26 protein-coding genes and 1 other RNA gene are annotated in these 25503 nt (G+C 54.2%); 10 read left to right on the top strand and 17 right to left on the bottom strand.

Going from position 1 to position 25503, the window contains the following annotated elements:
* Positions 1–2: 2 nt before the first annotated feature.
* The 12 genes from flgK to WA429_RS15045 form a co-directional block, all read right to left on the bottom strand.
* Positions 3–1724 (bottom strand): flagellar hook-associated protein FlgK, encoded by a 1722-nt coding sequence (gene flgK / locus WA429_RS15100; protein WP_287464764.1) that lies wholly within the window; start codon positions 1722–1724, stop codon positions 3–5.
* A 52-nt stretch (positions 1725–1776) separates the two neighbouring features.
* Positions 1777–2217 carry a hypothetical protein gene (locus WA429_RS15095; RefSeq protein ID WP_206926307.1) on the bottom strand — a complete coding sequence of 147 codons (441 nt, stop codon included), beginning with the start codon at positions 2215–2217 and terminating at the stop codon, positions 1777–1779.
* Between the two features lie 12 nt (positions 2218–2229).
* The gene (gene flgE, locus WA429_RS15090) at positions 2230–3525 is read right to left on the bottom strand and encodes a flagellar hook protein FlgE (RefSeq protein WP_287464762.1); all 1296 of its coding nucleotides are present in this window, start codon (positions 3523–3525) and stop codon (positions 2230–2232) included.
* 17 nt (positions 3526–3542) lie between these two features.
* Positions 3543–4238: a flagellar hook assembly protein FlgD gene (locus tag WA429_RS15085; protein ID WP_206926308.1), complete on the bottom strand. Its 696-nt coding sequence runs from the start codon at positions 4236–4238 to the stop codon at positions 3543–3545.
* Positions 4239–4377: 139 nt separating this feature from the next.
* Positions 4378–4881, bottom strand: coding sequence for a hypothetical protein (locus tag WA429_RS15080; RefSeq protein ID WP_101246956.1), 504 nt, complete (start codon positions 4879–4881; stop codon positions 4378–4380).
* Positions 4878–5579: a hypothetical protein gene (locus tag WA429_RS15075; protein ID WP_068517817.1), complete on the bottom strand. Its 702-nt coding sequence runs from the start codon at positions 5577–5579 to the stop codon at positions 4878–4880. Before WA429_RS15075 ends, WA429_RS15080 begins: the two co-directional genes overlap by 4 nt.
* Before the next feature lie 63 nt (positions 5580–5642).
* Positions 5643–6254: a sigma-70 family RNA polymerase sigma factor gene (locus WA429_RS15070; protein ID WP_170310199.1), complete on the bottom strand. Its 612-nt coding sequence runs from the start codon at positions 6252–6254 to the stop codon at positions 5643–5645.
* 7 nt (positions 6255–6261) lie between these two features.
* Positions 6262–6726: a flagellar protein FliS gene (locus WA429_RS15065; protein ID WP_170310198.1), complete on the bottom strand. Its 465-nt coding sequence runs from the start codon at positions 6724–6726 to the stop codon at positions 6262–6264.
* Positions 6719–8407 (bottom strand): flagellar filament capping protein FliD, encoded by a 1689-nt coding sequence (fliD, locus tag WA429_RS15060; protein ID WP_101246953.1) that lies wholly within the window; start codon positions 8405–8407, stop codon positions 6719–6721. The genes WA429_RS15065 and fliD overlap by 8 nt, the downstream gene beginning before the upstream one ends.
* A 78-nt stretch (positions 8408–8485) precedes the next feature.
* On the bottom strand, positions 8486–9304 hold the full coding sequence (locus WA429_RS15055; protein WP_101246952.1) for a flagellin: 819 nt from the start codon (positions 9302–9304) through the stop codon (positions 8486–8488).
* 269 nt (positions 9305–9573) lie between these two features.
* Positions 9574–10440: a flagellin gene (locus tag WA429_RS15050; RefSeq protein WP_068517826.1), complete on the bottom strand. Its 867-nt coding sequence runs from the start codon at positions 10438–10440 to the stop codon at positions 9574–9576.
* Positions 10441–10733: 293 nt separating this feature from the next.
* Positions 10734–12419 (bottom strand): EAL domain-containing protein, encoded by a 1686-nt coding sequence (locus tag WA429_RS15045; RefSeq protein ID WP_287464760.1) that lies wholly within the window; start codon positions 12417–12419, stop codon positions 10734–10736.
* 354 nt (positions 12420–12773) lie between these two features.
* Here WA429_RS15045 and WA429_RS15040 point away from each other — a divergent pair, with 354 nt between their 5' ends.
* The 3 genes from WA429_RS15040 to dapE all read left to right on the top strand — a co-directional run bounded on the left by WA429_RS15040 (position 12774) and on the right by dapE (position 15861).
* Positions 12774–13469, top strand: a complete 696-nt coding sequence (locus WA429_RS15040) for a pyrimidine 5'-nucleotidase (RefSeq protein ID WP_101246950.1) — start codon at positions 12774–12776, stop codon at positions 13467–13469.
* Positions 13470–13754: 285 nt separating this feature from the next.
* A complete protein-coding gene (gene dapD / locus WA429_RS15035; protein ID WP_101246949.1) occupies positions 13755–14600 on the top strand; it encodes a 2,3,4,5-tetrahydropyridine-2,6-dicarboxylate N-succinyltransferase in 846 nt (281 codons plus the stop codon).
* 121 nt (positions 14601–14721) lie between these two features.
* Positions 14722–15861, top strand: a complete 1140-nt coding sequence (dapE, locus tag WA429_RS15030; RefSeq protein ID WP_287464758.1) for a succinyl-diaminopimelate desuccinylase — start codon at positions 14722–14724, stop codon at positions 15859–15861.
* On the opposite strand, the gene WA429_RS15025 is transcribed toward dapE, so the two are convergent.
* Positions 15862–16536 carry a TetR/AcrR family transcriptional regulator gene (locus tag WA429_RS15025; RefSeq protein WP_206926314.1) on the bottom strand — a complete coding sequence of 225 codons (675 nt, stop codon included), beginning with the start codon at positions 16534–16536 and terminating at the stop codon, positions 15862–15864.
* A 168-nt stretch (positions 16537–16704) separates the two neighbouring features.
* Here WA429_RS15025 and WA429_RS15020 point away from each other — a divergent pair, with 168 nt between their 5' ends.
* A complete protein-coding gene (locus WA429_RS15020; RefSeq protein WP_287464757.1) occupies positions 16705–17373 on the top strand; it encodes a glutathione S-transferase family protein in 669 nt (222 codons plus the stop codon).
* A gap of 137 nt (positions 17374–17510) precedes the next feature.
* Here WA429_RS15020 and WA429_RS15015 read toward each other — a convergent pair whose 3' ends face one another.
* Positions 17511–18119 (bottom strand): glutathione S-transferase family protein, encoded by a 609-nt coding sequence (locus tag WA429_RS15015; RefSeq protein ID WP_206926316.1) that lies wholly within the window; start codon positions 18117–18119, stop codon positions 17511–17513.
* A gap of 158 nt (positions 18120–18277) precedes the next feature.
* On the opposite strand from WA429_RS15015, the gene WA429_RS15010 reads away from it, so the two are divergent.
* Together WA429_RS15010 and WA429_RS15005 are read left to right on the top strand one after the other, a co-directional pair.
* Complete coding sequence (locus tag WA429_RS15010; RefSeq protein ID WP_068517835.1) at positions 18278–19177, top strand: LysR family transcriptional regulator; 900 nt, start codon at positions 18278–18280, stop codon at positions 19175–19177.
* Between the two features lie 57 nt (positions 19178–19234).
* The gene (locus tag WA429_RS15005) at positions 19235–19603 is read left to right on the top strand and encodes a DUF1636 family protein (protein WP_068517837.1); all 369 of its coding nucleotides are present in this window, start codon (positions 19235–19237) and stop codon (positions 19601–19603) included.
* A gap of 27 nt (positions 19604–19630) precedes the next feature.
* On the opposite strand, the gene WA429_RS15000 is transcribed toward WA429_RS15005, so the two are convergent.
* On the bottom strand, positions 19631–20431 hold the full coding sequence (locus WA429_RS15000) for a hypothetical protein (RefSeq protein ID WP_336107575.1): 801 nt from the start codon (positions 20429–20431) through the stop codon (positions 19631–19633).
* 105 nt (positions 20432–20536) lie between these two features.
* Positions 20537–21463: an NAD(+) diphosphatase gene (nudC, locus tag WA429_RS14995; RefSeq protein WP_287464755.1), complete on the bottom strand. Its 927-nt coding sequence runs from the start codon at positions 21461–21463 to the stop codon at positions 20537–20539.
* Between the two features lie 191 nt (positions 21464–21654).
* On the opposite strand from nudC, the gene ffs reads away from it, so the two are divergent.
* From ffs to recR, 4 genes are all read left to right on the top strand, one after another.
* An RNA gene (gene ffs, locus WA429_RS14990) (signal recognition particle sRNA small type) lies at positions 21655–21749 on the top strand.
* Between the two features lie 155 nt (positions 21750–21904).
* Positions 21905–23800, top strand: a complete 1896-nt coding sequence (locus tag WA429_RS14985; RefSeq protein WP_287464753.1) for a DNA polymerase III subunit gamma/tau — start codon at positions 21905–21907, stop codon at positions 23798–23800.
* On the top strand, positions 23797–24120 hold the full coding sequence (locus tag WA429_RS14980; protein ID WP_101246944.1) for a YbaB/EbfC family nucleoid-associated protein: 324 nt from the start codon (positions 23797–23799) through the stop codon (positions 24118–24120). Before WA429_RS14985 ends, WA429_RS14980 begins: the two co-directional genes overlap by 4 nt.
* A 132-nt stretch (positions 24121–24252) precedes the next feature.
* Positions 24253–24846 carry a recombination mediator RecR gene (gene recR, locus WA429_RS14975; protein ID WP_101246943.1) on the top strand — a complete coding sequence of 198 codons (594 nt, stop codon included), beginning with the start codon at positions 24253–24255 and terminating at the stop codon, positions 24844–24846.
* Between the two features lie 161 nt (positions 24847–25007).
* On the opposite strand, the gene aroQ is transcribed toward recR, so the two are convergent.
* Complete coding sequence (gene aroQ, locus WA429_RS14970; protein ID WP_114112296.1) at positions 25008–25454, bottom strand: type II 3-dehydroquinate dehydratase; 447 nt, start codon at positions 25452–25454, stop codon at positions 25008–25010.
* Positions 25455–25503 lie beyond the last annotated feature (49 nt).

Below are 25503 nucleotides of genomic sequence, written 5' to 3'. Positions count from 1 at the left end.
CCTTAACTGACCGCCTCAAGCAATGTGTCCATAAGCGACTGGGTAATTTCCAAAATCGCCGCGGCGGCCTCATATGCACTTTGAAGATTGCTAAGTGTCAGTGCCTCTTCATCGGTGTTGACGCCGTACTGGTTGGAAAAACTTTCCACCAGCTCCTCATAGGCACTGGTCGCAACGCTGGCCTCGGTCTCGGCACTTGATGCCTGTTGGGCGACATCTGACAGAATTTCAGCCGCATAATCTGACAATGTTGTTTTGGTCGAGCCAAGATTACCTGCGGCGTCAAAACTGATATTCTCGTCAAAAAGGTCGGCCAGTGCTTCGGCAACATCGGAACTGCCCGATGAAATGACACTGTCACCGACTGCCAGTGTCGCATCGTCCGATCCAGACCCCACCGGCAGCCTGCTGGTATCGTCAAGCCAGGCTGAATTGACCGAAATATTGCCTGCATCGGTTCCGGTGAACATGTCGTTCAGTCCGAAATAATCCGAAAATCCCTGATCATCTGCACCGACACTGGCATCCATATTGATAATCGAAACACCGTAATCATCATCCGATGCCGCGATCTCAAGGGTCCCGTCACTGCCGACCGACGCATCCAGATAGGTCGAACTGTTGATCGCATCGACCAGATCCTGAACCGTTGTGATTGTGCTCAGATCAATCTCGATGATTTCAACGGCATTGCCGTCCTCGTCGGTTGCTGCCAGGCGCACCGTACCGGTTCCCGAAAACGCATCGGTCAGATCAACCTCTTCTGATCCGACCAGTTCGCTTGGCGCGGGATATGCTGTGCCAAGATTGGTAACCGCGTTGATGCTGTCCATCAATGTGGTCGCAAGATTATCAAGCTCTTCCTGGATGTCAGGAAGCGTTTCATCACGCAACTCGATCAGACCGCCCAGACTGCCGCCTGAAATGCTGTCGGTGATCGAAGTGCCATTTACCGTGATGTCGGCAAATGTCGTGTCCGAGGTCACGGTTCCGACCGCGTTATAGGACAGCTCCTGAACCTGACTGCCAACCACGAGCGTCCCGCCGATATAGATCTGGGTCGTGTTTGATGAGTCGGTGTAGTAGCTGATATCGACCAGTTCCGATAGCTCGTTGATGGCCTGCGCGCGGGCATCTTCGAGTTCGCTGGTGGTCAGCGTGGTGCCGTCGGTTCCGCTGAGCTGATTGTTATAGGCATGAATTTCATTCAACAGATCATTGATCTGATCGACAGTGTCTTCAATCGACTGGTCGGCACTCGCACGCTGATCCTGCACGGACTGTGAAAGGTTGTTCAGCTCGTCTGCGATTGCGTTGGCTTCGCTGAGCGTGGTTGATTTCTCGGACTGGCTGTCGGCACTGACGGCCAATGCCGCAATTGCGGTTTCAAGGTCCGCAATCAGGGTCGAAATCGACCCGTCATCGCCGACATCCCCGAACTGGCTCGCCACCATATTAAGCGGATCTGAAAAAACCGATGCATAGCCGCTTTCAGATGCTGCTTCGCTGATCGATTTCAAAAGGTAACTGTCCACGGTCGATCCGACGGACGTCACTGTGACACCCGTTGATGCACCGGTCGTCACACTGCTGGAAAGGCTGAGTGACTTGGCTGTGTATCCGTCGACCGACGCATTGGCGATATTTTCCGAAGACACACTGATCCCGGCCTGACTGGTTTGCAGGGCACTAAGCGCGGCTGATTGTGCGGCACGGATCGACATGGCTGTGACCTATCGGATCTGATCGGTTGATAAAAAGATCGAAAATGGTGACTTACATTTTCATGCTGAAGATTTTCTGGGTTGCCTTGCCCTGCAGGTCCCCCTGCTGGTCATAGGATGTTGCCCCGTCCCCGGCCGTCGCCGCCCAGCCCGCACGAATGCGTTTCAGGCACGCTTCGCGCTTTGCCTTAAGGCGAATGTTATTGCGATTGAGCTTTTCGCGAAGCGCTTTGACCATTTCAAAATCAACGATCACCCCGGCATGCGGCTGGCCTGCCTTGGCGGTGCGCTGGTTGGCAAGTTCGCTGTGCAATTCTTCTTCAAGAAGGGTCTTTTCGGCCGTGATATCAGGCAAAAGATTATATTGCGCCTGATCAAGGATCCGCCATTCCACATCCAGAAGATCGCCAAGGCGGGTCATTATGCTGGTGATCTTGTCATCATCCTTTGGCATCGACAGATCGCCAGCCGGGTTTGCGTTAAGTACGGTCATCTCGGCCTCGCCTTAGTTCACGGAAGAAATCAGGGTGTCATACATGTCGCTGGTGGTCGAAATGACCTGGGCGGCGGCCGAATAGGCCTGCTGTGCGACAATCATCTTTGAAAACTGGGATGTCGTATCAACCGTCGAACTTTCCAGCGAATAGTCCGCAATCGTTCCGGTACCGCCATCGCCCGGCGTCTTGAGAACATAAGTCCCCGACGTATTGCTTTCCTTGTAAACGGTGTCGCTATAAGCCGTCAGACCGTCTGCATTGGCAAAGTCGGCCAGCACAATCTGATAGACCGGTTCGCTGACACCATTGTCATACGTCACCGACACCACACCATCGTCAGAGATCGAGATTTCGGAAATCTCGGAATAGTTCGATCCGTTCTGATCGACGGAATAAAGCGTCATGTCGCCGTCTTCATCATCCGACGCATATTGCTGCAAACCGTCATTTTTGCCGGCTGTGCCCATGTCGGTAACGATGGTGCTGTCAGACGCACCGGTCGTCCAGCCGGTCACGGTCAGTGTGGCGCTGTCGGTCACATCGTTGCCACCGCCATCTTCGATCGATTCCAGTTCACCATCGGAATTGAACGTAATGGTCAGCGGCCCGCCAGACGTCGTGCCCGTAACCGTGGTCCCGTCTGACGTCAGCACCGGATCGGAATAATCAAGTTCCCACTCGTTCGCGGCAGTCTTTGTATATTCATAGGTAATGGTGTGGCTGGTACCCAGGCTGTCAAAGACCTCAACATCGATCGAGAAACTGTCACCGACTTCCGCATCCGCAGGCAGGTTGGCGACAATTGATGTTTCTGTCGTAGCCTCGGCGGTGCCGGTCAGGTTTTCAAGATTGATGGTGGTCAGGGCAGAAGTACTGGTCGGCACCGTCCCCGATGCGGGCTCGCCATCGGAATTAAGCGCATACCCCATCAGGTAATAGCCCGAGCTATTCACAAGATCGCCGTTTGAGTCCGCGGAAAAATCACCGGCACGGGTGTAATAGGTATCCCCGTTACCATCGGTCACGACAAAGAAGCCGTCACCCGAAATCGCAAGACTGGTTGCAGTGGAATCCGATTCAATCAGGCCCTGCGACGAAACATTGGTCAGGGTCGTGGTCGTTACACCGTTGGAATACCCCTGGGTGGTCGATCCCGGTGTCGTCACCAGCGATGAAAATGACGCGCTGCTGTCTTTGTACCCGACAGTTTCACTGTTTGAGATATTGCCAGAAATGATGCCAAGCGATGTCGATTGTGCATTCAGACCTAAAACGGCGGAATTCAGGGCGCTATTGAGGCTCATGGTTTTGATCCTTTGTTTCAGGAAACTGTTTGCGTGCCCTGTACATCCGAGATCGAAACATCGACCCCGTTTACGTACAGAACGGCTTCGTCACCGGTCAGGTCGAGTGCCGACACCACACCGGTCATAAGGATTTCGGAATCAACGGAATTGCCATTGGAATCAACGGCACTGACCGACAGGGTGTAGGTCCCCGATGTCAGCGTTGCGCCATCATCGGTGGTGCCATCCCAGATGAAGTTGTTGCTGCCTTCAGATCCGGTTTCGGTCGTTTCATAGACAACATTGCCGTCTTCGTCGGTCACGGTGACCGTGACACTTTGGGCGTCATCTTCAAGGACGTAGTACCATTCGGCTTCGCCATCCTCGAGCGGGGCGGTATCGCCAATGGCAACAACATCGGTTCCGAGATAGGCCTGTGCCGCACTGTCATCGACAACCCCCTGAAGTGCCGTCAGCGATTCAGAAAGATTGGAAAGAAGCGCGTTATTCTGTTCAGCCAGTTCAAGCTGTTCGAATGTCGCAAGCTGATCTGTGATATCCGACACGTCTTCCGGGTCGGTAGGATCCTGATTCTGCAGCGTCGTCAGCAGCAAGGTCATATAGGTTTCATACGTCGAGTCATCGCTCGTCGTCGTGCTGGACGTGCTGCTGCCCGACGATGACGTCGAGGAAGTCAGGCTGTCATATGTCAGGCCACTGAGAAAACTCATCACCAACTCCGGGCAAGAACAGTTTAAGGCGTCTATGTTCATTGCACGGGGGGGGGGCGCGAAAACTGGCGCAGAAAGTTTCCGTTTTGACGAAATAAAAAAAGGGATGCGATCGCATCCCTTGATTTTCACCGGTATTCTATTGCCGTCTTGGTGGCGGCGGCAATTCGCCAGGGCCCATCAAAATCATTTGCCGACGATCTTTGGGCGACAGCTTGATCGCCGCATTGGCCATATGACCAAGGATCGCGCTCAAATCATCGCCAATCGCCTCGCGCAACCCGGCATAGGCTTCCCTGATCTCGGCTTCGGTGGCATCGGGACGATCGAGCGTCTCGCGCAGTTCCACCGTCAAAAGGAACGGGCTTGGCCGACCTTTGATGTCGTTGATCACACCATCAAATTCAGCATCGAAAATAACCTTGCCTTCCGGGCTAAGCCGACTGCGCACATTCTTGAGCATACGCACACCGGGCGGCTCATTTTCAAAGGCAGGCGGGGGCGGTGGTGGCATGAAGAAATGAAACATCGAAAACCCGCTAACCAGGTTTCCGGCAAGCGCACCAGCCAAAAACAGATTGATCGCCAGTGACGCCCACATCACTTTGCGCATGGATGACACGCGGCGGAATGCAAAGCTCATTGCGGCTGCACTCCTTGTGCTTGATCGGATTTTGTCATTTCCGGCTTTTGAAGGTCATCGGGGTTGGTCATCTGATCAATCACATAAAGATGGTTTTCCAGAAGATCGATCATCTCGACCTCGTCAGCCTGTGCGGTGACCTGTTGACCTTCCTGTACGGTCATCGCGACCCCGAATGCAAATCCGGCCAGCACACAGACAACCATCCCGACACCCGAAAACACACCACGCCCCAATTGATAAAGCGTACCCTTGGCCCGGCCGCCATAATGCGCACCGTCACCTGTGATCGCCTGATTAACCGGCGATGTTGCGGACTTGGCGGGATAGGTTTTGCGCGCCGGGCTTTCTCCGGTGGGCGCAGCACTTGCCGCACTCAGATGGGCGCGCGAACGCGGGCGATCATCAATTGTCGCAAAGGATTGGGCGGGATCGGTTTCCGAATTGTCGCGGGCATCGCCACTTTTGGCCTCTTGGGCCTCAATGGCGGCAAAAATATCGTCAATGGCCTTGTGTTTGCCCAGCGGCAACGGATCATCAGACAGCAAATCTTCGACAGAGCGCAGCGATTTCAGCATTTCTGCCGCTTGCGCATCCTGTGCGATCAGAACGTTTGCTTCACGACGCAACGCGTCTGGCCAGGACGCCAAATCCCAACCGTACTGATCCAGTAATTCTTCGAAACGCTCGATTTTCACAGCACACCGCTTTTTCATAGGACGAACTTACCTGTTCGAACAGAACGTAAAACTAATCGTATATCAGATCGTTTTCAACTCTTCACGTAAACGCTTGCGCGCCCGTTTCAACAGAGATTCCATAGCATTGACCGAGACCCCCATAATTGACGCGGCTTCCTGATTGGATAATTCACGGTCGTAAAACAAATTAATGGCAATTTGTTGTTGGTCGGACAATTTCTTGATTGCAAGTCGCAGACGCTTGAATTCCTGATGCTGGGCAAGCCGGTCAACCGCCGACATGGCTTCATCGGGTACCTCGTCAAGTTCGGCACCATCGACAAACTGGGGTTTGCGCTTGATGTCGATAACCCGGTTCACTGCAACCCGGTAAAGCCAGGTCTTGAAAGTCGCCCCGCCATCGGCCCGCCACTTTTCCCGATGCAGCCAGACACGTACAAAGACATCCTGTGCCACATCTTCGGCGTCTCCGCCGGTCAGGCCCATGCGACGCGCGATGCCTACAATCCCGCGGTAATACCGTTCGACCACCACGCGATAGGCCCGCTTGTCGCCCTGAACCATACGGGCAACAAGACTGTTGTCATCAAGTTCGGACAGAACCTCACTGACAGCTGGAATGTCTGACGTATCAGAGCTTGTCGGCACTGCTCCGCGAAGACCTACACTCAAATGTCCCTCACAACACTGTTCCGATCATCGTCTGCCCTGATTGGGCCTGAACAGTCCTACTTGGATCGACTTTCGAGAATTTTTCCCATTCGCGCGCAAGCTCTTGCAGGTTGCGGTCAACGACCTCGTAACGTTCCTCCATGGAAGCGTCCCTGCGATTACGTGCGAGCAATTTAATCATTCTTGCGTAAAAGGCAAAGAGATCTCGTGACAGTTCCGGTGCACTTTTTGGCGCGATACACGCCTGAAGCGCCTTGAGCCGGGTCACCACCACCGCCTTTTCGCGGCCTTCAAGATCAAACTTCTTTTCGCTGCGATATTGCGCGGCCAAACGCAAATGCTGACGGGTGCGCGTGATGGCAATCGCCATCATTGCCACCGGTGACGTCGTGCGCAACGCGTTGTTATACTGGGCACTTGCCCCGGCATAACGATATGCCTGCTGCGCGGCTGTTGCACTGTTATTAGTCATCATCACCCCACAAGGCATCAAGTTGTTCACGCAAAAGCTGCAACTGGTAAAGCTCTGCTTCGATTGCGGAATATCGTTCGGTCAGTTTGGCGGCATATTCTTCGGCATCGGCGGTGATGTCTTCGACTTCTTCCTCAAGATCATCCACCTGCTCTTCAAGCCGTTCCAGGCGATTGGCAATCAGGCCATCGGAACTGTTGGTATATTTGTCGAGCGAATTGGTCAGGTCATAGGCAAGGCCGCTGGTGATCGACACCTCGACACTTTGCGAACTGTCCCCGCCAAAGAACAGCGTGACACCCTCATAGGCACCACCTTCGACCCCGACCAGTTTGTTGCCATTGATGGTAAACAGGCTGTCATCACCATTCACACTGGCGGACGTGATATTGCCATCGGCGTCGGTAACAATGTCGACCGTAAAGGTCCCGGTGTATGATCCGTCAGCTTCCGACACCAGAAGGTCATCAGAATCCGTTGACCCGGAATAGGAAAACAGATCGGCCACCGCGTCAAAGTCCGACACCAGCGCTTCTTCAAGCACTTCTGAATCAATGACCAGATAGTTGCTGTCATCAAGCGTGATGCCGATTGACGCCAATGACGCATATGTATCGCTGTCACTGGTAAAGGACAGGGCATCATAAACGGTCGAGGAAACCGAACTCAGAAGACTGTCACCAAACAGAACCGCGTCCTCGTCCGCACCTTCGCCGGCCTCATAGGCCTGGTTGGTAATGACAAAGCTGCGCAGCTCGTTATAGGCATCGACAAAGGCCTCGATGGCGCTATAGGCAGAGCTGGCGTCTTCTTCGATTTCAAGCGTGATTTCCGTGCCTTCTTCCTCGGCATAGAGATAAAGCGTCACACCATCAATCACATCATCAACCGTGTTGCTGCTGCGTGTGACTTCAACGCCATCGATCGAAAAGATCGCCTGATCTGCTTCCACCAGTTCGTTGGCATAGGACCCGTCCGCCGCCAAAAGCCCAAGCGACTGCGCCATGGCTGTATCGGCACCATCGCTGTCAAATGTGATTTCCTGCCCGGTATCAACAGCTGACAGAACCAGCATGAATTCATCATCGGAAATCTGCAGAACGCTTGCACTGACACCGGTTGTCGATTTCTGGTCATTGATGGCATCGGCAATATCATCAAGCGACATATCGGCGGTAATTTCGATATCGACCGCCTCGTAATCGTCACCGGCGACAAGACTGATTGTCCCGGTAAGCGACATCGCCGTCGTACTGTCGGTTGTCGTATCCCCGCCCAGTTTGTGCGCAGTGGCAAGTTGTGTGATTTCAAGTGTATAGGTGCCGGTCTCTGCCGTATCGTCAACCAGCACACCGACAACATCGGATGCATCGGTATTGGCATCCGACGATGAAAGATAGGCCGACTTTCCGACCCAGACATCATCACGCGAACTGTCAAGTTCGGTTGCCGCTGTCAGATCCTCGGCTGCATCTTCAAGCGCCTCAAGCAAGGTCTGAAGATCTTCAAAGGCGGCAATCTCAAGTTCGACTTCATCGATTTCGGCCTCGACATTGTCGGCGACTTCCATCTTGGCGTCATAGGCATCCTGAACCAGCTCGGCAGTATCAAGATCGGTCAGGCCTGAAACATAGGATGAAGAGGCATAACTCGACGACGATGCAGAATTGATGGTCGACATGTGCTCCTCCCTTTCTCATCCGTTAAAAAATTCAGGGCCATCCGGGGGCTCTCAAACACCGGATGGCCCTGTCACGAGTTAGCTCAGCAGTCGCGAGAGCTTCTCGAGATTCTCATTGGAAACTGACAAGGCCTGAATGGCAGAATCCATCTTCACGCCCAGTTCGGTCTGATCCGCACTGAGCTGCGCGATATCGGCGTCCATATAGACGCTCATTGCTGATTCAAGGTTGGTTTTCGCGGTTTCGATGTTGCCTGCGGCATAATCGAAACGCGACATCATCGCACCGACGGATGCACGGCCTGCCGAAACGGTTTCAATTGCCGTCTCGATCAGGGTCAAAGCAGCAGCAGCAGTGGTCGAAGTCGTGACATCAGCCGCGGCAATACCAAGACCGGTTGAGTCATAATCGGTGCCGATCGTGACCGAAATGGCCGTTGCTGACGCGTCTGCGGAAACCGTGAAGTTTTCGTCATACGTCCCGTCAAGCAGCGAGGTATCAAAATAGGTCGTTGATTCAACAATGGAATCAACCTGGCTGATCAGTTCCTGGAATTCATCATCCAGATATGCACGTTCGGTATCGGTCACCGAACCGGACGATGCCTGGGATGCCAGTTCATACATACGTTCAAGGATGTCGGCGATTTCAGAAAGGCCGCCATCTGCAGTTTCAAGAATGGCTGTTGCAACCTCGGCATTGTCACCGGCCTGTTCCCAGGCCGCATAATCAACCGACATTGCGGTATACACAGCAAGACCTGCTGCATCATCAGATGCCGAGTTGATTGCCTTGCCGCTCGACATTGCTGTCAGAACAGAAGTCATCTCGTCGGTGGTCTTGTTCAGGTTCGACACCGCAAGGGTGGCCGACATGTTCGTGTTAATACTCGCCATTGCGCTTCTCCTATTTGGATGTGTTTTGGCCTACCTGCCAACGCGACCCACTTCGGGCCGATATAGGTGTCCACGCAGCGGCGCGAAAAAACTGGCGCGCCAAATGGCGATTTTTTTGATTTATTTTTCAAACACCCGCCAAGCCGCCAGAACCCTGGGGAAATCGCGCACAAAAAAGAAAAAGGCAGCCATGAAAAGCTGCCTTCAGAGAGTGTCGGGGGTGTTGTTAATCCTGACCCGTTCCAATCAAAATGGAACAGGCCCGTGCCTTAGCTCAGAAGCTTGGAAAGCTTTTCAAGGTTTTCGTTGGAAACAGACAGCGCCTGAATGGCTGAGTCCATTTTCACACCAAGTTCGGTCTGATCCGCACTTAGTTGCGCAATGTCGGCATCCATATAGACACTCATTGCGGATTCAAGGTTGGTCTGGGCGGTTTCGATATTGCCTGCGGCATAGTCGAACCGCGACATCATCGCACCAACCGATGCACGACCGGCCGAAACGGTTTCGATCTGTGCTTCAATCATCGCCAGCGCCGTGGTTGCGTTTGCCGCCGACGATATAGAAGACGTATTGAACGCCGCAGTCGCAGTGGTGGCAGTCGTACCACTGCCAACAACATAAACAACGTCTTCGGTGGTGGCATAGTTGGTATCAAGCGTCACCGAAATCGGTGTTGCACCCGCATCCGCGGACACGGTGAAGCTTTCATCGTAATTGCCATCAAGAAGCGACGTATCGAAATAGGTCGTTGATTCAACGATGGAATCAATCTGTTCCATCAATTCACTATATTCGTCATCCAGATAGGCACGTTCGGTATCGGTCACCGAACCGGACGATGCCTGGGATGCAAGTTCGTACATCCGTTCCAGAATATCGGCAATTTCCGACAAACCACCATCAGCGGTTTCAAGAATTGCTGTTGCGACCTCGGCATTGTCACCGGCCTGTTCCCAAGCGGCATAGTCAACCGACATCGCAGTGTAAACCGCAAGACCCGCCGCATCATCGGATGCCGAGTTGATCGCCTTGCCGCTCGACATCGCGGTCAGAACCGATGTCATCTCGTCAGTGGTCTTGTTGAGGTTCGACACCGCAAGGGTGGCCGACATGTTTGTATTGATGCTTGCCATTTCTAACTCTCCTATATGGATGTGTCGTTTGGCCTACCTGCCAAAAGGCCCGCATAAGGGCCGATACAGGTGCACACGCATCACCACATGGAAAACTGGCGCAGTTTTTTGGTCTTTTTTCCAACGACCGCCAAATGATCCGGTTTCATCACTGGATGTGCATCGGGTTCGGGCACGCATACCAGTACCCTCAAATGCAACAGCGCCGCCCGAAAGCAGCCCTGTTCAACATCAACTTTATGATCCCTTTGGCATCCCGTCTTGGTGTGGCTCGACCGGACCGCCTTTGGTGATTACGAACGCCGTTCTGCCCGATCACGCCAGTAAAGACTGATATCGGCCTCGGGTTTGCCAAACAGATAGCCTTGGGCAAAATCAAAACCGGCCTTGGTAATCAGATCGCGCATCTGATCGGTTTCAATCATTTCACCGACCACCTCGACATCAATATCGTGGCACAGCTCGACAAGCGAGCGCATGAAAGCCTGCCCTTTGATGGTCTTAATTGATTGCCGGATAGATTCCCCGTCGACCTTTACATAATCGACATCCATCGCACTCAGATACCGGAAGTTCGACGCCCCGGTCCCGAAATCATCCAGACAGATTTCAATGCCAAATTCCCGGAACCGGGCAATCCATCTGGCAGCATTGTCGATATCCCGGATTTCCGAAGTTTCCGTGATCTCGATCATCAATTGCTGCAACGTTTCGTGATTTCGTTCGAACAACGCGACAGCTGACCGACAAAAATCCGGATTACTTAATGAATGCCCGGAAATATTCACGGCCACCCGAACAGTTATTCCGGTTTCAAGTTGCGATTTGATCCATTTCAGGCTTCGGCGCAACATCGCAAGATCAAGCCGATGGATCATGTTGACCTGTTCGGCAAAGGCGATCAGTTCCTGCGTCGGGATCAGTTTTCCATCATCGTCATGGAATCTGACCAAGGCTTCGAAATGGTGAATTTCCCCGTTCGGAAGCCGCACGATCGGTTGATACACAACATCAAATTTCAGTCGATCGACCCGCTTGCCGAAATCCTGCATCGCCGAAAAGGTACTGTTGACCAGATTACCTGTCTGCCCCATCAGGCGTGAAAAGGTAAATCCATGCTCCTGATGGTCACAGAAACGCCGGATCGAATATAAGACGCCACGCGCCAAATCCCCTGGCGGAATGACGTCGGTGGTAAAATCGGTGACAGTCGAACTGACTTCAACGCCAATCCCCTTGGGATCGGCATCGCGCACACATTCCTCGATCCGCTTTTCCAGATCGCCAATCGGTACATCCGGGCGGTGCAACATGCCAAATTGTTCGGCCCCAAGACGCCCGGCCGTATCACCGGCAACTGAATGCGCCCGTAAAAATGCCCCGACACTTGCCATCAATTCGTTGCGTTCGATCTGTTCCATGCGCTTGCACAACGGATCAAAGGCATTCAGCGTCATCAGGGTGAATTTATGTTCCGTTCCGGTTTCGCGCTGGGCGACCAGCCGTTCGGTCACAACCTTGGACAGGCTTTCCTCATCAAGAAGCCCGGTTGAATTATCGCGCTTAATGGATCCGACCACCTCGGGCGGCAGGGCATTGATCGCCACACGCAACGCGACAAAGAAATGATCCCCAAGATCAGGCAGGAAATAACCGCTCATGGAAACAGGGGGGCTCAACAATTCGTTACGCTGGGCAAACCGGACCTGAATATTGTCCATGCGGCCGCGTCTGCGGGCCACATGCAGCATTTCCGTAACCAGCGGCCTGAACTGTTTGGCCAGCAAACCCGTAAAGAGTTTACCTGCAAGATCCTGTGGACGGCGCCCCAAAATGCCGTCCGACGCGCCGGAGGCAAATACAATCCGAAAATCGCCATCCAGTTCCAGAAGAAGATCGCCCCACACAAAGGCCAAAGCCGCAAAACGGTTGCGTTCCTTCCGTAATTCGGTTGTTCGAGCTTTTATAAGTTTGTCCAATGCGCCCTCTCACGCTGCTCGTCACTCCCGATGTTTTTCACTTCCCCCGAACTCGAAAAACATCTCCTTTGCCATTCCGGCTTTTCGCCATGATCAACCGCCTATGCTTAACAAGGGTTTTACAACCACAACTTTTGCTATTGTGGTAAATACGCACATACGCAGTCCGGCTTGGCCGGATTACCCGCCCGAGTTGACGGGTATGATTGACCACCTGTCTTGTTATGCATGCGATTGAAATTACGATCAAATGCGCAGAAACCATATCCGGTGACTTGAAATCCGCCGGAAACCCCATACAACAAGGGCAGATTTACTGAACATGCCCCATTCACGCATCAAGGCCGCCTGACAATGACCAATTCAGCATCCCGCACCGCCAGTTTGCCGCGTTTGACTTCTGACTCTGTCCTGATTTTTGATCTCGACAACACGCTTTATCCGGCCGCGTGCGATCTGTTTTCACAGGTCTCCGATCTGATCGGGCAGTATGTGCGTGACACCCTTAAGCTCGAACCGGATGCCGCCTATCGGGTGCAAAAGGACTATTTCCATCGCTATGGCACCACGCTGCGCGGCCTGATGACCGAACATGACATTGACCCGGCCGATTACCTTGCCAAGGTCCATGACATTGATCTGTCGGTTGTCGATCCGGCACCCGATCTTGCACAGGCACTTGATGATCTGCCCGGTCGCAAACTGATTTTCACCAATGCGTCACGCGGGCACGCCGAACGGGTGATGGGTCGTCTGGGGATTGCTGACCGGTTCGAAACCATTTTCGATATCGTCGATGCCGACTATATCCCCAAGCCACAACAGCAACCCTATGACCGCTTGCTGGCACGCGATGGTGTTGACCCGACACGTGCGATCTATTTCGAAGACATGGCCAAAAACCTTTTGCCGGCCAAGGATATGGGCATGACCACGGTTTGGGTAAATACCGACATCGAATGGGCCCAGAACGGCAGCGACGATCCGCGCATTGATCATCACACCACGGATATCGTTGATTTCCTGCGCAACCTTGCCACCACTTCCTGATCGCGATCGGATCACGCGCGCCTGTTGCCGCCCTGCTTATCATCCACCTGTTCACCCACCTGTTCACCCACCTGTGCCCGGTTTTGTCGCCGGGCGGCCGATTTGTCACGGTTCTAAGATTGAGCTTCGCGGCGTGATCCGCTATGTCTATCGACCAAAGGGATCAGGAACGGAGAATTGCCCGAAAAAGGGCGTTTCTACGCAAACTGGCGGAGTTGACTTCATGGACTGCATTGACCATTCTCCGCCCGACAGATTTAGGCTGACCGCAAGGACCTTCGTAAAATGAACAGAACTGAACTTGAAGGCGTGATCAACGTCGCTTGGGAAAACCGCGACGAGATCAGCTCCGCCACCCAGGGTGAAATCCGCAAAGCTGTTGAGCAGGCACTTCATGCCATGGATCGCGGCGAACTGCGCGTTGCCGAAAAAACCAATGGCAAGTGGGTTGTCAATCAGTGGGCCAAAAAGGCGGTTTTGCTGTCTTTCCGTCTTAATGACATGGCCACGATTGCCGGTGGCCCGGGCGAAAACACCAACTGGTGGGACAAGGTTCCGTCCAAGTTCGAAGGCTGGGGCGAAGCAGAATTCAAAGAAGCCGGTTTCCGTGCCGTTCCGGGCAGCATCGTGCGCCGTTCGGCTTATGTCGCACCGGGCACAGTCCTGATGCCGAGCTTCGTGAACCTGGGTGCCTATGTTGATACCGGCGTTATGGTTGATACCTGGGCGACTGTCGGTTCCTGCGCACAGATCGGTAAAAACGTTCACCTTTCGGGTGGTGCGGGCATCGGTGGCGTTCTTGAACCGCTTCAGGCCGGTCCGGTCATCATCGAAGACAACGCATTCATCGGTGCACGTTCGGAAATCGTCGAAGGCGTGATTGTCGAAGAAGGTGCCGTGATTTCCATGGGTGTCTTCATCGGTGCATCGACCAAGATCATTGACCGCACCACCGGCGAAACCTTTGTCGGTCGCGTTCCGGCATATTCTGTTGTCGTTCCGGGCAGCATTCCGGGCAAGCCGCTTGCCGATGGCACCCCGGGGCCGAGCCTGTATTGCGCGGTCATCATCAAACGTGTTGATGAAAAAACCCGTTCGAAAACCTCGATCAACGAATTGCTGCGCGACTGATTTCTGTCCCGCGCAGGATGGATGATTTATAAGGGGCAAAACGGCCAGTCCGTTTTGCCCTTTCTCACACATGCATGCCGGCAACCAAACCACCGGCATCACACCAACAAGAGATTGCCCGATGTCTGCCGCCCTTGAACTTGCCCAGTCCCTGATCCGTTGCCCATCCGTTACTCCGGCTGATGCCGGGGCCCTTGATGTCCTGCAAAAGGCGCTTGAGGCGCGCGGATTTGATTGCACGCGCACGGTCTTTGACGGCGATGACAGCGATGCGATCGACAATCTTTATGCCCGGCTGGGCACCAAGGGCCGCAATTTCTGTTTTGCCGGGCACACCGACGTCGTGCCGGCAGGCGACACCAGCGCCTGGACCGTTGATCCGTTTGGCGGCGAGGTCATCGACGGACGCTTGTTCGGGCGGGGTGCTGTTGATATGAAAACCGGTATTGCCTGCTTTGTTGGTGCTGTTGATGCCTTTCTGGCGGCCCGTCCGGATTTTGATGAATCGATTTCCTTCCTGATCACCGGCGACGAAGAGGCCGATGCCATCAACGGCACCGTCAAGCTGGTTGAATGGTGCGATGGCCAGGGCGAAAAATTCGATTGCTGTCTGGTGGGTGAACCGACCAACCCGAAATATCTGGGCGAAATGATGAAAGTCGGTCGCCGCGGCTCTGTGACCGGTTGGCTGACGGTATTTGGCGCACAAGGCCACGTTGCCTATCCGCATCTCGCCGATAACCCGGTGCCGCGCATGATCAGAACACTGGATGCCCTTAATTCCCGCGAACTGGATCAGGGCACGGACCATTTCCAGCCCAGCAATCTTGAAATCACCACCGTCGATGCGGGAAATGCCGCCACCAACGTGGTTCCGGCCAAAGTCAGTGCGGCATTTAACGTCCGCTTTAATGATCAGCATACCGGTGCCGATCTAAAAAAATGGATCGAAGATACCTGTGCCGAACATGCCGGCGCGCACGAACTTAAGGTCAAAATATCGGGCGAGGCATTCCTGTCCAATCCCGGCAAGCTCGCAACCCTGATTGCCGATGCTTCTGAAAAAGTCACAGGCAAACGCCCGGAAATGAGCACCACGGGCGGCACATCCGATGCCCGCTTCATTCAGAAATACACCGAAGTCGCGGAATTCGGTCTGGTCGGCCAATCCATGCACAAGGTCGATGAACATGCCATGGTCGATGACATCGAAAACCTTGTCACGATCTATGCCGAAGTTCTCAGCGGCTTTTTCGACTGATTATCCGGCCTGTTTGGTTTCCCCGGCCGGGATTTTGCCGCGCGATGTCAGAATGCTGTCGCGCGTGTCGGCCAGAATACGATCGGCTGTCTGATCATCAACCGCGCGGCTTAAAACCACCGCACCCACCATCATCGCCAGCATGGTGGTCGATTCCTGCTGATATTCGGGCGGCAGGTTACGGACCTGTTTGTCGGAATCGATATTGATGTGCTGGTCGATGCCCGGCACGTCGTCTTCTTTTGCCAGCTTCCAGGCCAGTTTCTCTGTCGCCTGATTGATCAGTTTTGAAAATGCGGCGCGTGCCTTGTCACCAGATCGCGAAACTTCGGTCGACAAGGTCGGCAAGGCACATCCCATATCGGGGTTTTCAATATGAAGCCGCGACAGGTAAAGTTCGGCAAATGCGGTTACCCAGTCATGCCCCCTCATTTCCGCCTTGCGCAATTTGGCCAGTACCGGCGATGACAAAAGTGACATGCCGTTTTCCACACAGGCCACAAACAGATCTTCCTTGTTTTTGAAATGGGCGTAAAACCCGCCCCGCGTCAGTCCGGCTGCTGCCATGACCTGATCAATCGTCACATTTTCAAACCCGTGCTTTTTGAACTGGGCTGTTGCCGCATTCAAAATGCGAATACGGGTCTTTGGCTTGTGCGCAGCGCTATAGGGCATGGCGACCTCCGTCTTGCGATCCTGATTTTCATCCAGTCGCACGATGACACATAACAATAATATGTTCTTGAACATATTATGTGGAAGGCAATCCTGTCTGCAAGGCACCGCATCACCGATCCCCGATCGGTTGGCAAAACCGCACGTCATGCAGCAAAGGAACCTGCCATGTCAGAACTCATTATCGTCGGAATGCCGCGCAGCAACCTGACGCGCAGTGTTCGCATTGCTTGCCTTGAAAAGGAAATCAGCTTTGATTTCACCAGCCGCGATGTTCAGACACCAGGCCTCCCGCCCACCAATGCCTTGTTGGAACGCAATCCGTTTGGCACGGTCCCGGTTCTGATCCACGGCACCTTCACGCTTTTTGAGACTGCGGCAATTTGCCGCTATATCGATGATAATTTTGCCGGTCCGCTATTGCGCCCGGTCCGCGCCGACAAAGTGGCGCGCATGAACCAGTGGATCAGTGTTGCCATGACACGGCTTGATCAAAACATCATCCGCAACTTTGTGATCCCGATGGTCTTTGCTGATCATAAAAAGCGCCACGATCCGGGCTTTGCCATCCACATGAACCAGCTTGCCGACGTGATCCGTCGCGATCTGGCCGTTCTTGATGATGCCTATGCCGATGGCTGGTTGTTCGAAGATCGTTTCACGCTTCCCGACATGATGATCATGCCAATGCTGCATTACCTTAATGCAATGCCCGGCGGTCCGGAAATGCTGGCAGATGTCCCCAATGTCAGGGCCGCTTACGATCGGTTCAAGGCCCGCGGTTCTGCGGCCCAAACCGACCCGCTTCTGCCTGAACAAATTCTGAAATCGGCCTGATAACAGCGGTTGCCCGGCCCCGATGGTTCCCTTAATCCTGTCGGGGTCTTTGGCCACCACAGACGGGGGCGTCTTCCTCCCCCTTCCCCCGGAATGGCGGGTTTCCTGTCTGTGGTGGTCTCTTTTTTGTAAAGCCGTCAGGGCGTCCAGGTGATCGGGACATAGCCGCGAAGCATTTCAATCCGTTCCAGCCAGGCACGCACCCCCGGATAGGGCGCAAGACTGATTTTCCCAAGCTCGGCCCGGTGCGTATAGGCATAAAGCGAAATATCGGCAATCGTGACCGTTTCACCCACCAGCCAGTCATGCGCAGACAGACGTTTTTCCATCAGATCAAGCGCACGCTTGGCACCGGCCTGCTTCATCGGTTCAAGGATGTCGGCATTGGCTGGAAGCCCCTTGATCTCGTACCAGGAAATCAGAACCGCCACGTTCGGTTCATGATCATACTGTTCAAAGAACAGCCAGCCCATCATCTCAGCCCGTTCAAAGCGGTCTTTGGGGATAAAGTCGGTGTCCTCTGCCAGATAGCCGAGAATGGCGTTGCTTTCTGCCAGAACCCGACCGTCATCAAGAACAAGGGCCGGAATCTTGCCGTTCGGATTGATCTTTTCAAGATATTCCGGTGTGCGGGTTTCCCCCTTCATGATGTCGCGTTCGACATATTCAAAGGATTGCCCCAACATGGACAGCAGCAAACGGACCTTATAGCCGTTACCCGACATCAGATAGTCGTTTAATATCATTGTGAAATTCCCTGTGGCACATGCGTTAAAAGCATTCGCGTCAAAGCATTGGCCGGCCAGCTCCGATATTTGCCGCTGGATGATTTTCACACAATCGAATAGTTTTGACCCAATTGTTCAAATTAATTGATCATAAATTCTGATCAAAAGGATGGGCCATGGATTCCGACCTGTTGCGCAGTTTCGTCGCCTTTGCCGAATGTGGCAGTTTCAACCGCGCGGCCGACCGGATCGGGCGTACACCATCGGCCTTTTCCATGCAGATGAAACGACTTGAGGAACTGGTCGATAACAAGCTGTTTGAACGGGACGGCCGCAATGTGCTTTTGACCAATGATGGCATCACCTTTGTCGGCTATGCCCGGCGCATCCTGTCCCTTCAGGACGAAGCCATGGGCAAGTTGCGCAATCAGGATGCGGCACGCCCGATCCGGATCGGCTGCCCCGATGACTATGCCCAGAAAATTCTGCCCGTCGTCCTGCGTGCGATCCGCAGCATCCTTCCCGATGTGACATTCTTCATTTCGATCAATCCGACCATTCTTTTGCAACGCATGCTTGATCAGGGGGAACTTGATATCTCGCTGGTCAGCCGTTCGGCCATGGGTGAAGAAGGATATTTTTTGCGTCACGAACCGGGTGTCTGGGTAACATCCCCGATCCATCGCCAACATGAAATTGATCCGCTTCCGCTGGTTCTTCCGGCCGAAGACTGCAAATTCCATGCTTGGGCAATTGATGCCATTTCGAAATCCGGCCGCCCCTTTAACCTGTTTGCCACCACAAGACAGGCCGCATCGCTTTTGCATCTGGTGCGCGACGGGTTGGGCGTTGCCGCCCTTGCTGCGGCAAGTGTCACCGATGAATTCCAGATCCTGGACAGTCGCGATGGTTTCCCGCCGCTGCCTGCTGTCGGGGTTGCCATCATGCTGGCAGAAGATTCCCACCCGCTGGTCAGCCGCAAACTGGCTGGTGTGATTCAGGATTATGTCAGTCAGAACCTTGATGACACCCCGGCTGATCGTCAAGAAAGCTTGACCATGGCCGGTGCAAACTGATTGGATGCGCGCCCGCGACAAACGACCTGACCAAAAACGCCAACCAAAGTTGATCCGATGACGTCCAAACCACGCCTGAATATTTGCATTACATGTACCGCATCGAATGCCGATGCCCCGTCCGATCCGCGTGACGGTAAGCAATTGTTTGATCGCATGGCCGCACTTTGCGCCGACCACGACCTGCCATTTGACCTGCATCCGGCGGAATGCCTGACCAATTGCAAATCGGGCTGCTCTGTTGCGCTGAATGGTGCGGGCAAGTGGGGATATGTTTATGGCAATGTCGATCCCGACACCATGCTTGATGATCTGCGGGATCTTGCCACCCGATATGCCGACAGTGAAAATGGTATTGTTGCCTGGCGCGAACGTCCGGAAACATTACGGCGCAATGTGATTGCGCGCATTCCGCCACTCGATTAACGGGATAATTTGACCGATATCCGGGCGTCAGCCAGATACACCGGCATGCAATTGACGCCATAATTCTTCAACGTCGCCACCGGCCAGCAACCTGGCCACCAGTGCGTTGAACTCATCAAGCGGAATGGCGGATTCCCTGGTCAGTACCGACACCAGATCATAGGTCGCATCGGGTTTGTCCCCGATGATCAGGCGTTCATGCAATCTGGGGTCACTTGCAAAACGACGGGCTAAAAATCCGGCCGACACGATGCCGATCGGCGCTTCTCCGGCCAGAAGCCCGTTCAGAACTTCGCTTTCGTTATAGCGAAGCTCCACATTGAAGTTTTCGCGTAAATAATCCGGATCGGCATTGAAATCGGCAAAACCGTAATGAAAGCCCAGAACACAAAGCATGGGACGGGCCGAAACATTAGCAAACAGGCTTTTGGCGTCTCTCTGGCTTGCCAAAGTCAGATAGATGTCCTTTTCCCGGACAATCGGATCGGAATAAAGCACGTCAAACGCCGGCCAGTCCCATTGGGCACTTTCAAGCAAAATCAGATCAAGCTCGCCATTCATCAATGCCTGATATCGTCGTCTTGATGACGTTTCGGCCAGCTCGAACCGATAGGTGTCCTGTAACCCGTTGAGCCGATCAATCAGCATCGGGACGATGCCGCGCGGTGATCCGTCCTCAAAATAATATACCACGCCATATTCATACGCCCCGACCTTGACGGGAACAGGGTCGCCGGCCTTGGCCGGAACTGCCCAGACCCACAACAAAAACGCACCCAGCGCCAAAACGGCCCGAACCACGTGATGATGTGAATGATGCTTTCGCACGATCTCTTTCCCGAACTTTTATTGCCACCGATAAAACGTGCTATCGCTGCCAACCCAAAAAGTGTCAAAGCCGGTCGCGGCATGTTTTGCCGTCGACGACACCTTTTATATGAGTCGGGCGCACCAGTTTTCCAGAAGGTAGCGTGCAATAGAAATCGGACGCGGAAGATTTATGCCCTTTTCCGGCAGTCCCGGAACGTCATCGCGATGAACCCACATGGCGAATTCGATTTCTTCCTGATCGGGGAAAAGTTCGGTGGTTTCTGCTTCGGCAATGAAACCCAGCATCAATGAGCCGGGAAACGGCCATGGCTGGGACGCCACATATTGCGGGCGATTGATCCGCACGCCGACTTCTTCATAAACTTCGCGGGCCACCGCCTGTTCAAGCGTTTCGCCCGGCTCCACAAACCCCGCCAGAACCGACACCATCCCGGGCAGAAATTGCGGCGATCTTGCCAGCAAAACATGATCCTGATGATGGATCAGCATGATCACAGCCGGGTCTGTTCTTGGAAAATGGGCCTTGCCGCAATCGGGGTTGGTACATTGCAACCGGTAACCGGCTTCCTCGATCCGGTTGGGATGTCCGCAATTGCCGCAAAAACGATGCCCCCGATGCCAATTGAAAATGGCACGCGCCTGGGCGGCCAATGCCGCCTCGTCACTGGAAAGTGCCGCCATGCGGGTCCGCATATCACCAAACCCGCCCCCCAATGCCCTTACCGCTTCATCCCGGTCGGCAACCACCGGGGCAATATCCACGGCAATGACCGGCCCGTTTTGATCCCGACCGATATAAATCCAGTGCCCGCCATTCAAATCCACATCCAGATGCGGGATCGCCGGACCACCAAGCACCACCAGTTCATGGGCATCCATATCCTCGGGCCAGGCGAAAAGCGGATCACCGGCATGACAAATCAGAATCCGCAACGACTCCTCGGCCAGAAGAATCTGCTGCCAGTCCGCGGTTTTGCGCAATACGGCATCGCGATCAAGATCAGTGGATTCATAGAACTGCCTGTTCATGGTGGTGCGTTTCCTTGAATGCTTATTGCGGGATCACGGGCAGTCAACTTCTTGAGGTTCCCGGTTTTTCCGTGGGGATTGGCAACGACATTAACGCGGACATTCCCGTGCCAAAAGCCACGATTGCGTCATTTCAAAAAAATCCAAGCCAACCCTTGCGTTTTGGCAGCTGTTGGGCGATATAGGGGGCGAGAGGCTGGCAGTGGACGGACCGCTCGCCAACCCGGTCAGGACCGGAAGGTAGCAGCCGTAACGAGTTTTTCCGGGTCGCTGTTCAGTCTCTCACCCTTATCATTCCCCAAACATCCCCTTGTTTTTTGTCATGTGCCTTACATCTTCGGGCCTGTGGTTTTTTGTATGGGAAATTTCCCACTTGGCCTTTCCCATCCCCGATGGAAGCTGCTAAAACCAAACTGACTTTCAACATGCCGGACCGGATGAATGAGCGATCAGATCGAGACCGCCAGCCAAGATATGCCCGAAAGTGACGCACCTGCGCCCGAACAAGCCGCTGCACCCCAATCAAGCAGCGCTGCGCCGGCCGCCGCAGACAGCAACACCGCACCCAAAAGCGAATATCAGGTTCTTGCGCGAAAATACCGTCCGAAAACCTTCGAAGAGCTGATTGGTCATGGCCCGATGGTCAAGACCCTGTCAAATGCCCTTGAAAGCGGGCGTCTGGCCCATGCCTTTGTTCTGACCGGGGTGCGCGGTATTGGTAAAACCACAACGGCCCGTATCATTGCACGTGCGCTGAACTGCATCGGTACGGATGGCAAAGGCGGGGCGACCATTGAACCGTGTGGCGTCTGCGAACATTGCCGAGCGATCGCCGAAGACCGCCATGTCGATGTTCTGGAAATGGATGCTGCGTCCCGTACCGGTGTGGATGACATTCGCGAACTGATCGAAGGCGTGCGTTATCGCCCGACCTCGGCCCGCTACAAGATCTACATCATCGACGAAGTGCACATGCTTTCCAAAAGTGCGTTCAACGCGCTTCTCAAAACGCTTGAAGAGCCGCCGGAACATGTGAAATTCATCTTCGCGACCACCGAAATCCGCAAAATTCCGATCACGGTTCTGTCGCGTTGTCAGCGCTTTGACCTTCGCCGCGTTCAGACCGAAGAACTGGCAGCCCATTACACCCGCATCGCCGGGCTGGAAAATGCCGAAATCGAAGAAGAAGCCGTCACCCTGATCGCCCGTGCTGCCGACGGATCTGTCCGTGACGGCATGAGTTTGCTCGATCAGGCGATTTCCCATGGTGCTGGTAAAGTCACCACCCAGCAAGTCCGTGACATGCTGGGTCTTTCGGACCGGTCGCGCATTTTCGATCTGTTTGATTTCACCATGAAGGGCGAAATCAACGAAGCGCTTGAACTGTTGTCTGCGCAATATGCACTGGGTGGCGATCCCGCCGTGATGTTGCAGGATATGCTGGATCTGACCCATTGGCTGACCCGTGTGAAATTGTCACCCGATGCCGCCAATGACCCGGGCGTGTCACAGATCGAACGTGAACGCGGCAAGGAAATTGCCGCCAAGCTGGCGATGCCGCAATTGACCCGCGCCTGGCAGATGCTGCTTAAGGGGCTTGAAGAAACGCGCATTGCGCCATCCCCCATTCAGGCCGCTGAAATGATTTTGATCCGTCTGGCCTATGCAGCAGAAATGCCGCCGCCCGGCGATCTGATCAAAAAACTGCGCCAGGACATGGCCAACGCGGCAAGCGGTGCCGGACCACAAGGTGGTGGCGGCGGCAATGGCGGCCCCGGACCGCGGATGCAGGTGGTCAATGGCGGCGGTGGTGCCGCGGCCGTGGCACAGCGCCGCCCCGACCCGCTCGGCGAACCCGAACAGGTCGAACAGGTCGCCTATGCCAAAATGCCCGAAAGCTTTGCCGAGGTTGCCGAACTTCTGGGCAAGGAACGCGAAACCACCGGTATCGCGATGCAGGTCAAAAACTATATGCATCTGGTGAAATATGAACCGGGACGGATCGAATTTCGCCCGGCACGCGGTGCACGTTCGGACCTGTCGACCCAATTGATCAAGGCGCTTAACAACCTGACAGGCCATCGCTGGCTGGTCAGTGTGTCAGAGCGCGAAGAAGGGGCACCGACCCTCAAAGAACAGGAACTCGAAGCACTGGAACAGCGCAAGGCTGACGCTTCGCAGGACCCGGTGGTCAAAGCCATCCTTGATGGTTTGCCAAACGCAAAAATCGTGGCCGTTCATCTGCCACCCGGACAGGAACTGTCCGAAGGTGAAGAGGACGAAAGCGGTTCCGTATATGACGACGCATTTTATCTCGAAGGAGACGACGAGCTATGAAGAACCTTGCAGGGATGCTGAAACAGGCCCAGCAAATGCAGACCAAAATGCAGGAAATGCAGGAAAGTCTGGTGGAACTCCAAATCGAAGGCCAGTCCGGTGCCGGCATGGTCAAGGTGATGCTCAATGGCAAAGGCGAAATGCGTGGTCTTTCGCTTGATAAAAGCATCGTTGACCCGAACGACACCGAAGTCCTCGAAGACCTGATCGTCGCCGCCTATAACGACGCCAAGGTCAAGGTTGAGGCCGCCGTTCAGGAAAAGATGAAAGACGTCACCGGTGGCATGAACCTTCCCGAAGGTTTCAAACTGCCGTTCTGATCCGGACCGGATGACAATTTGATTTGCACTTTCGAAGTGCCAGACAAAGGGTGGCATTGCGCCGCCCTTTGTTTTTGATACAAGCTAGGGGTCTGACCCTGACCATCAGGACACACCATAAACGGGATCACCATGACCGGACGGGAAATCGAAAATCTGATCAAATTGCTGTCGCGCCTGCCGGGCCTTGGTCCGCGTTCTGCACGGCGCGCAGTGTTGCAGATGCTCAAGAAACCCGAAACCCTGATGATCCCGCTGGCCGATGCGCTGCATGAAACGGCCGAGGCCATGACCACCTGCACCAATTGTGGCAATATCGATGTTACCGATCCCTGCCATATCTGTGCTGACACCAATCGTGGTACGGACATGATCTGTGTGGTCGAAGAAGTCCAGGATCTTTGGGCGCTTGAACGTGGCGCAGCGTTTAAGGGGCAATATCATGTTCTGGGCGGCACGCTGTCACCACTTGATGGGGTCGGTCCCGACGACCTTAAAATCGATCAGCTGGTCAACCGGGTGCGCAACGGCAATGTCGCCGAAGTCATCCTTGCCACCAATGCCACCGTCGATGGCCAGACCACCGCGCATTACATCACCGAACGGCTGATCGAAACCGGGGTCAAGGTCACCCGCCTCGCCCACGGCGTCCCGGTCGGCGGCGAACTTGATTATCTTGATGACGGAACCCTGGCTGCTGCTCTGCGATCACGCAGCTCCGTCTGACACCGGGATGTCCGCCAGCCCATCAAAAAAACAACTATCAAACATTCAAAAGGGCAGCCAAAGCTGCCCTGTGAACGTTGCGTATGTCGCAATTTTTCAAATTGTTTTGAATTGAAATACTGGGCAAAAAGTCAAATGTGACTGACTTATTTTATCGCGATTTATGCCGACTTTATTTTTTCCGCGGCCAGACGCGTTGCCAGCTCATAACCATATGCACCCGCCCCGGCCATCACCGCATCGGCCACCGGACTGATCCAGCTTTTATGGCGGAATTCCTCGCGGGCATGCGGGTTGGAAATGTGCAACTCGATGATATAGCCATCAAAAGTCTTCAGCGCGTCATAGATCGCGATCGAGGTATGGGTATAAGCCCCGGCATTGATAATGATGGCCGCTGATTTCTCGCGGGCCTCGTGAATCAGATCAATGATCGCGCCTTCATGGTTGGACTGGCCGAACCGAACGGCAACACCCAACTCACCCGCCAGTTCAGCACATTTTGCCTCGATCGATTGCAGCGTGTCATAGCCATAGATTTCCGGCTGACGCTGCCCCAGCAGGTTCAGGTTCGGTCCATTAATGACAAGAATTTCCTGCACGCTCATTTCAATATTCCCACCTTTATGCCCCGTATTCTGGCGGAATCCCCCGGGG

This window comes from Thalassospira sp. CH_XMU1420-2, from assembly GCF_037029325.1.
Taxonomy (GTDB): Bacteria; Pseudomonadota; Alphaproteobacteria; order Rhodospirillales; family Thalassospiraceae; genus Thalassospira; species Thalassospira povalilytica.
The sequence above is the reverse complement of the archived record's forward strand: the minus strand, read 5'-3'. Positions and strand labels throughout refer to the sequence as shown.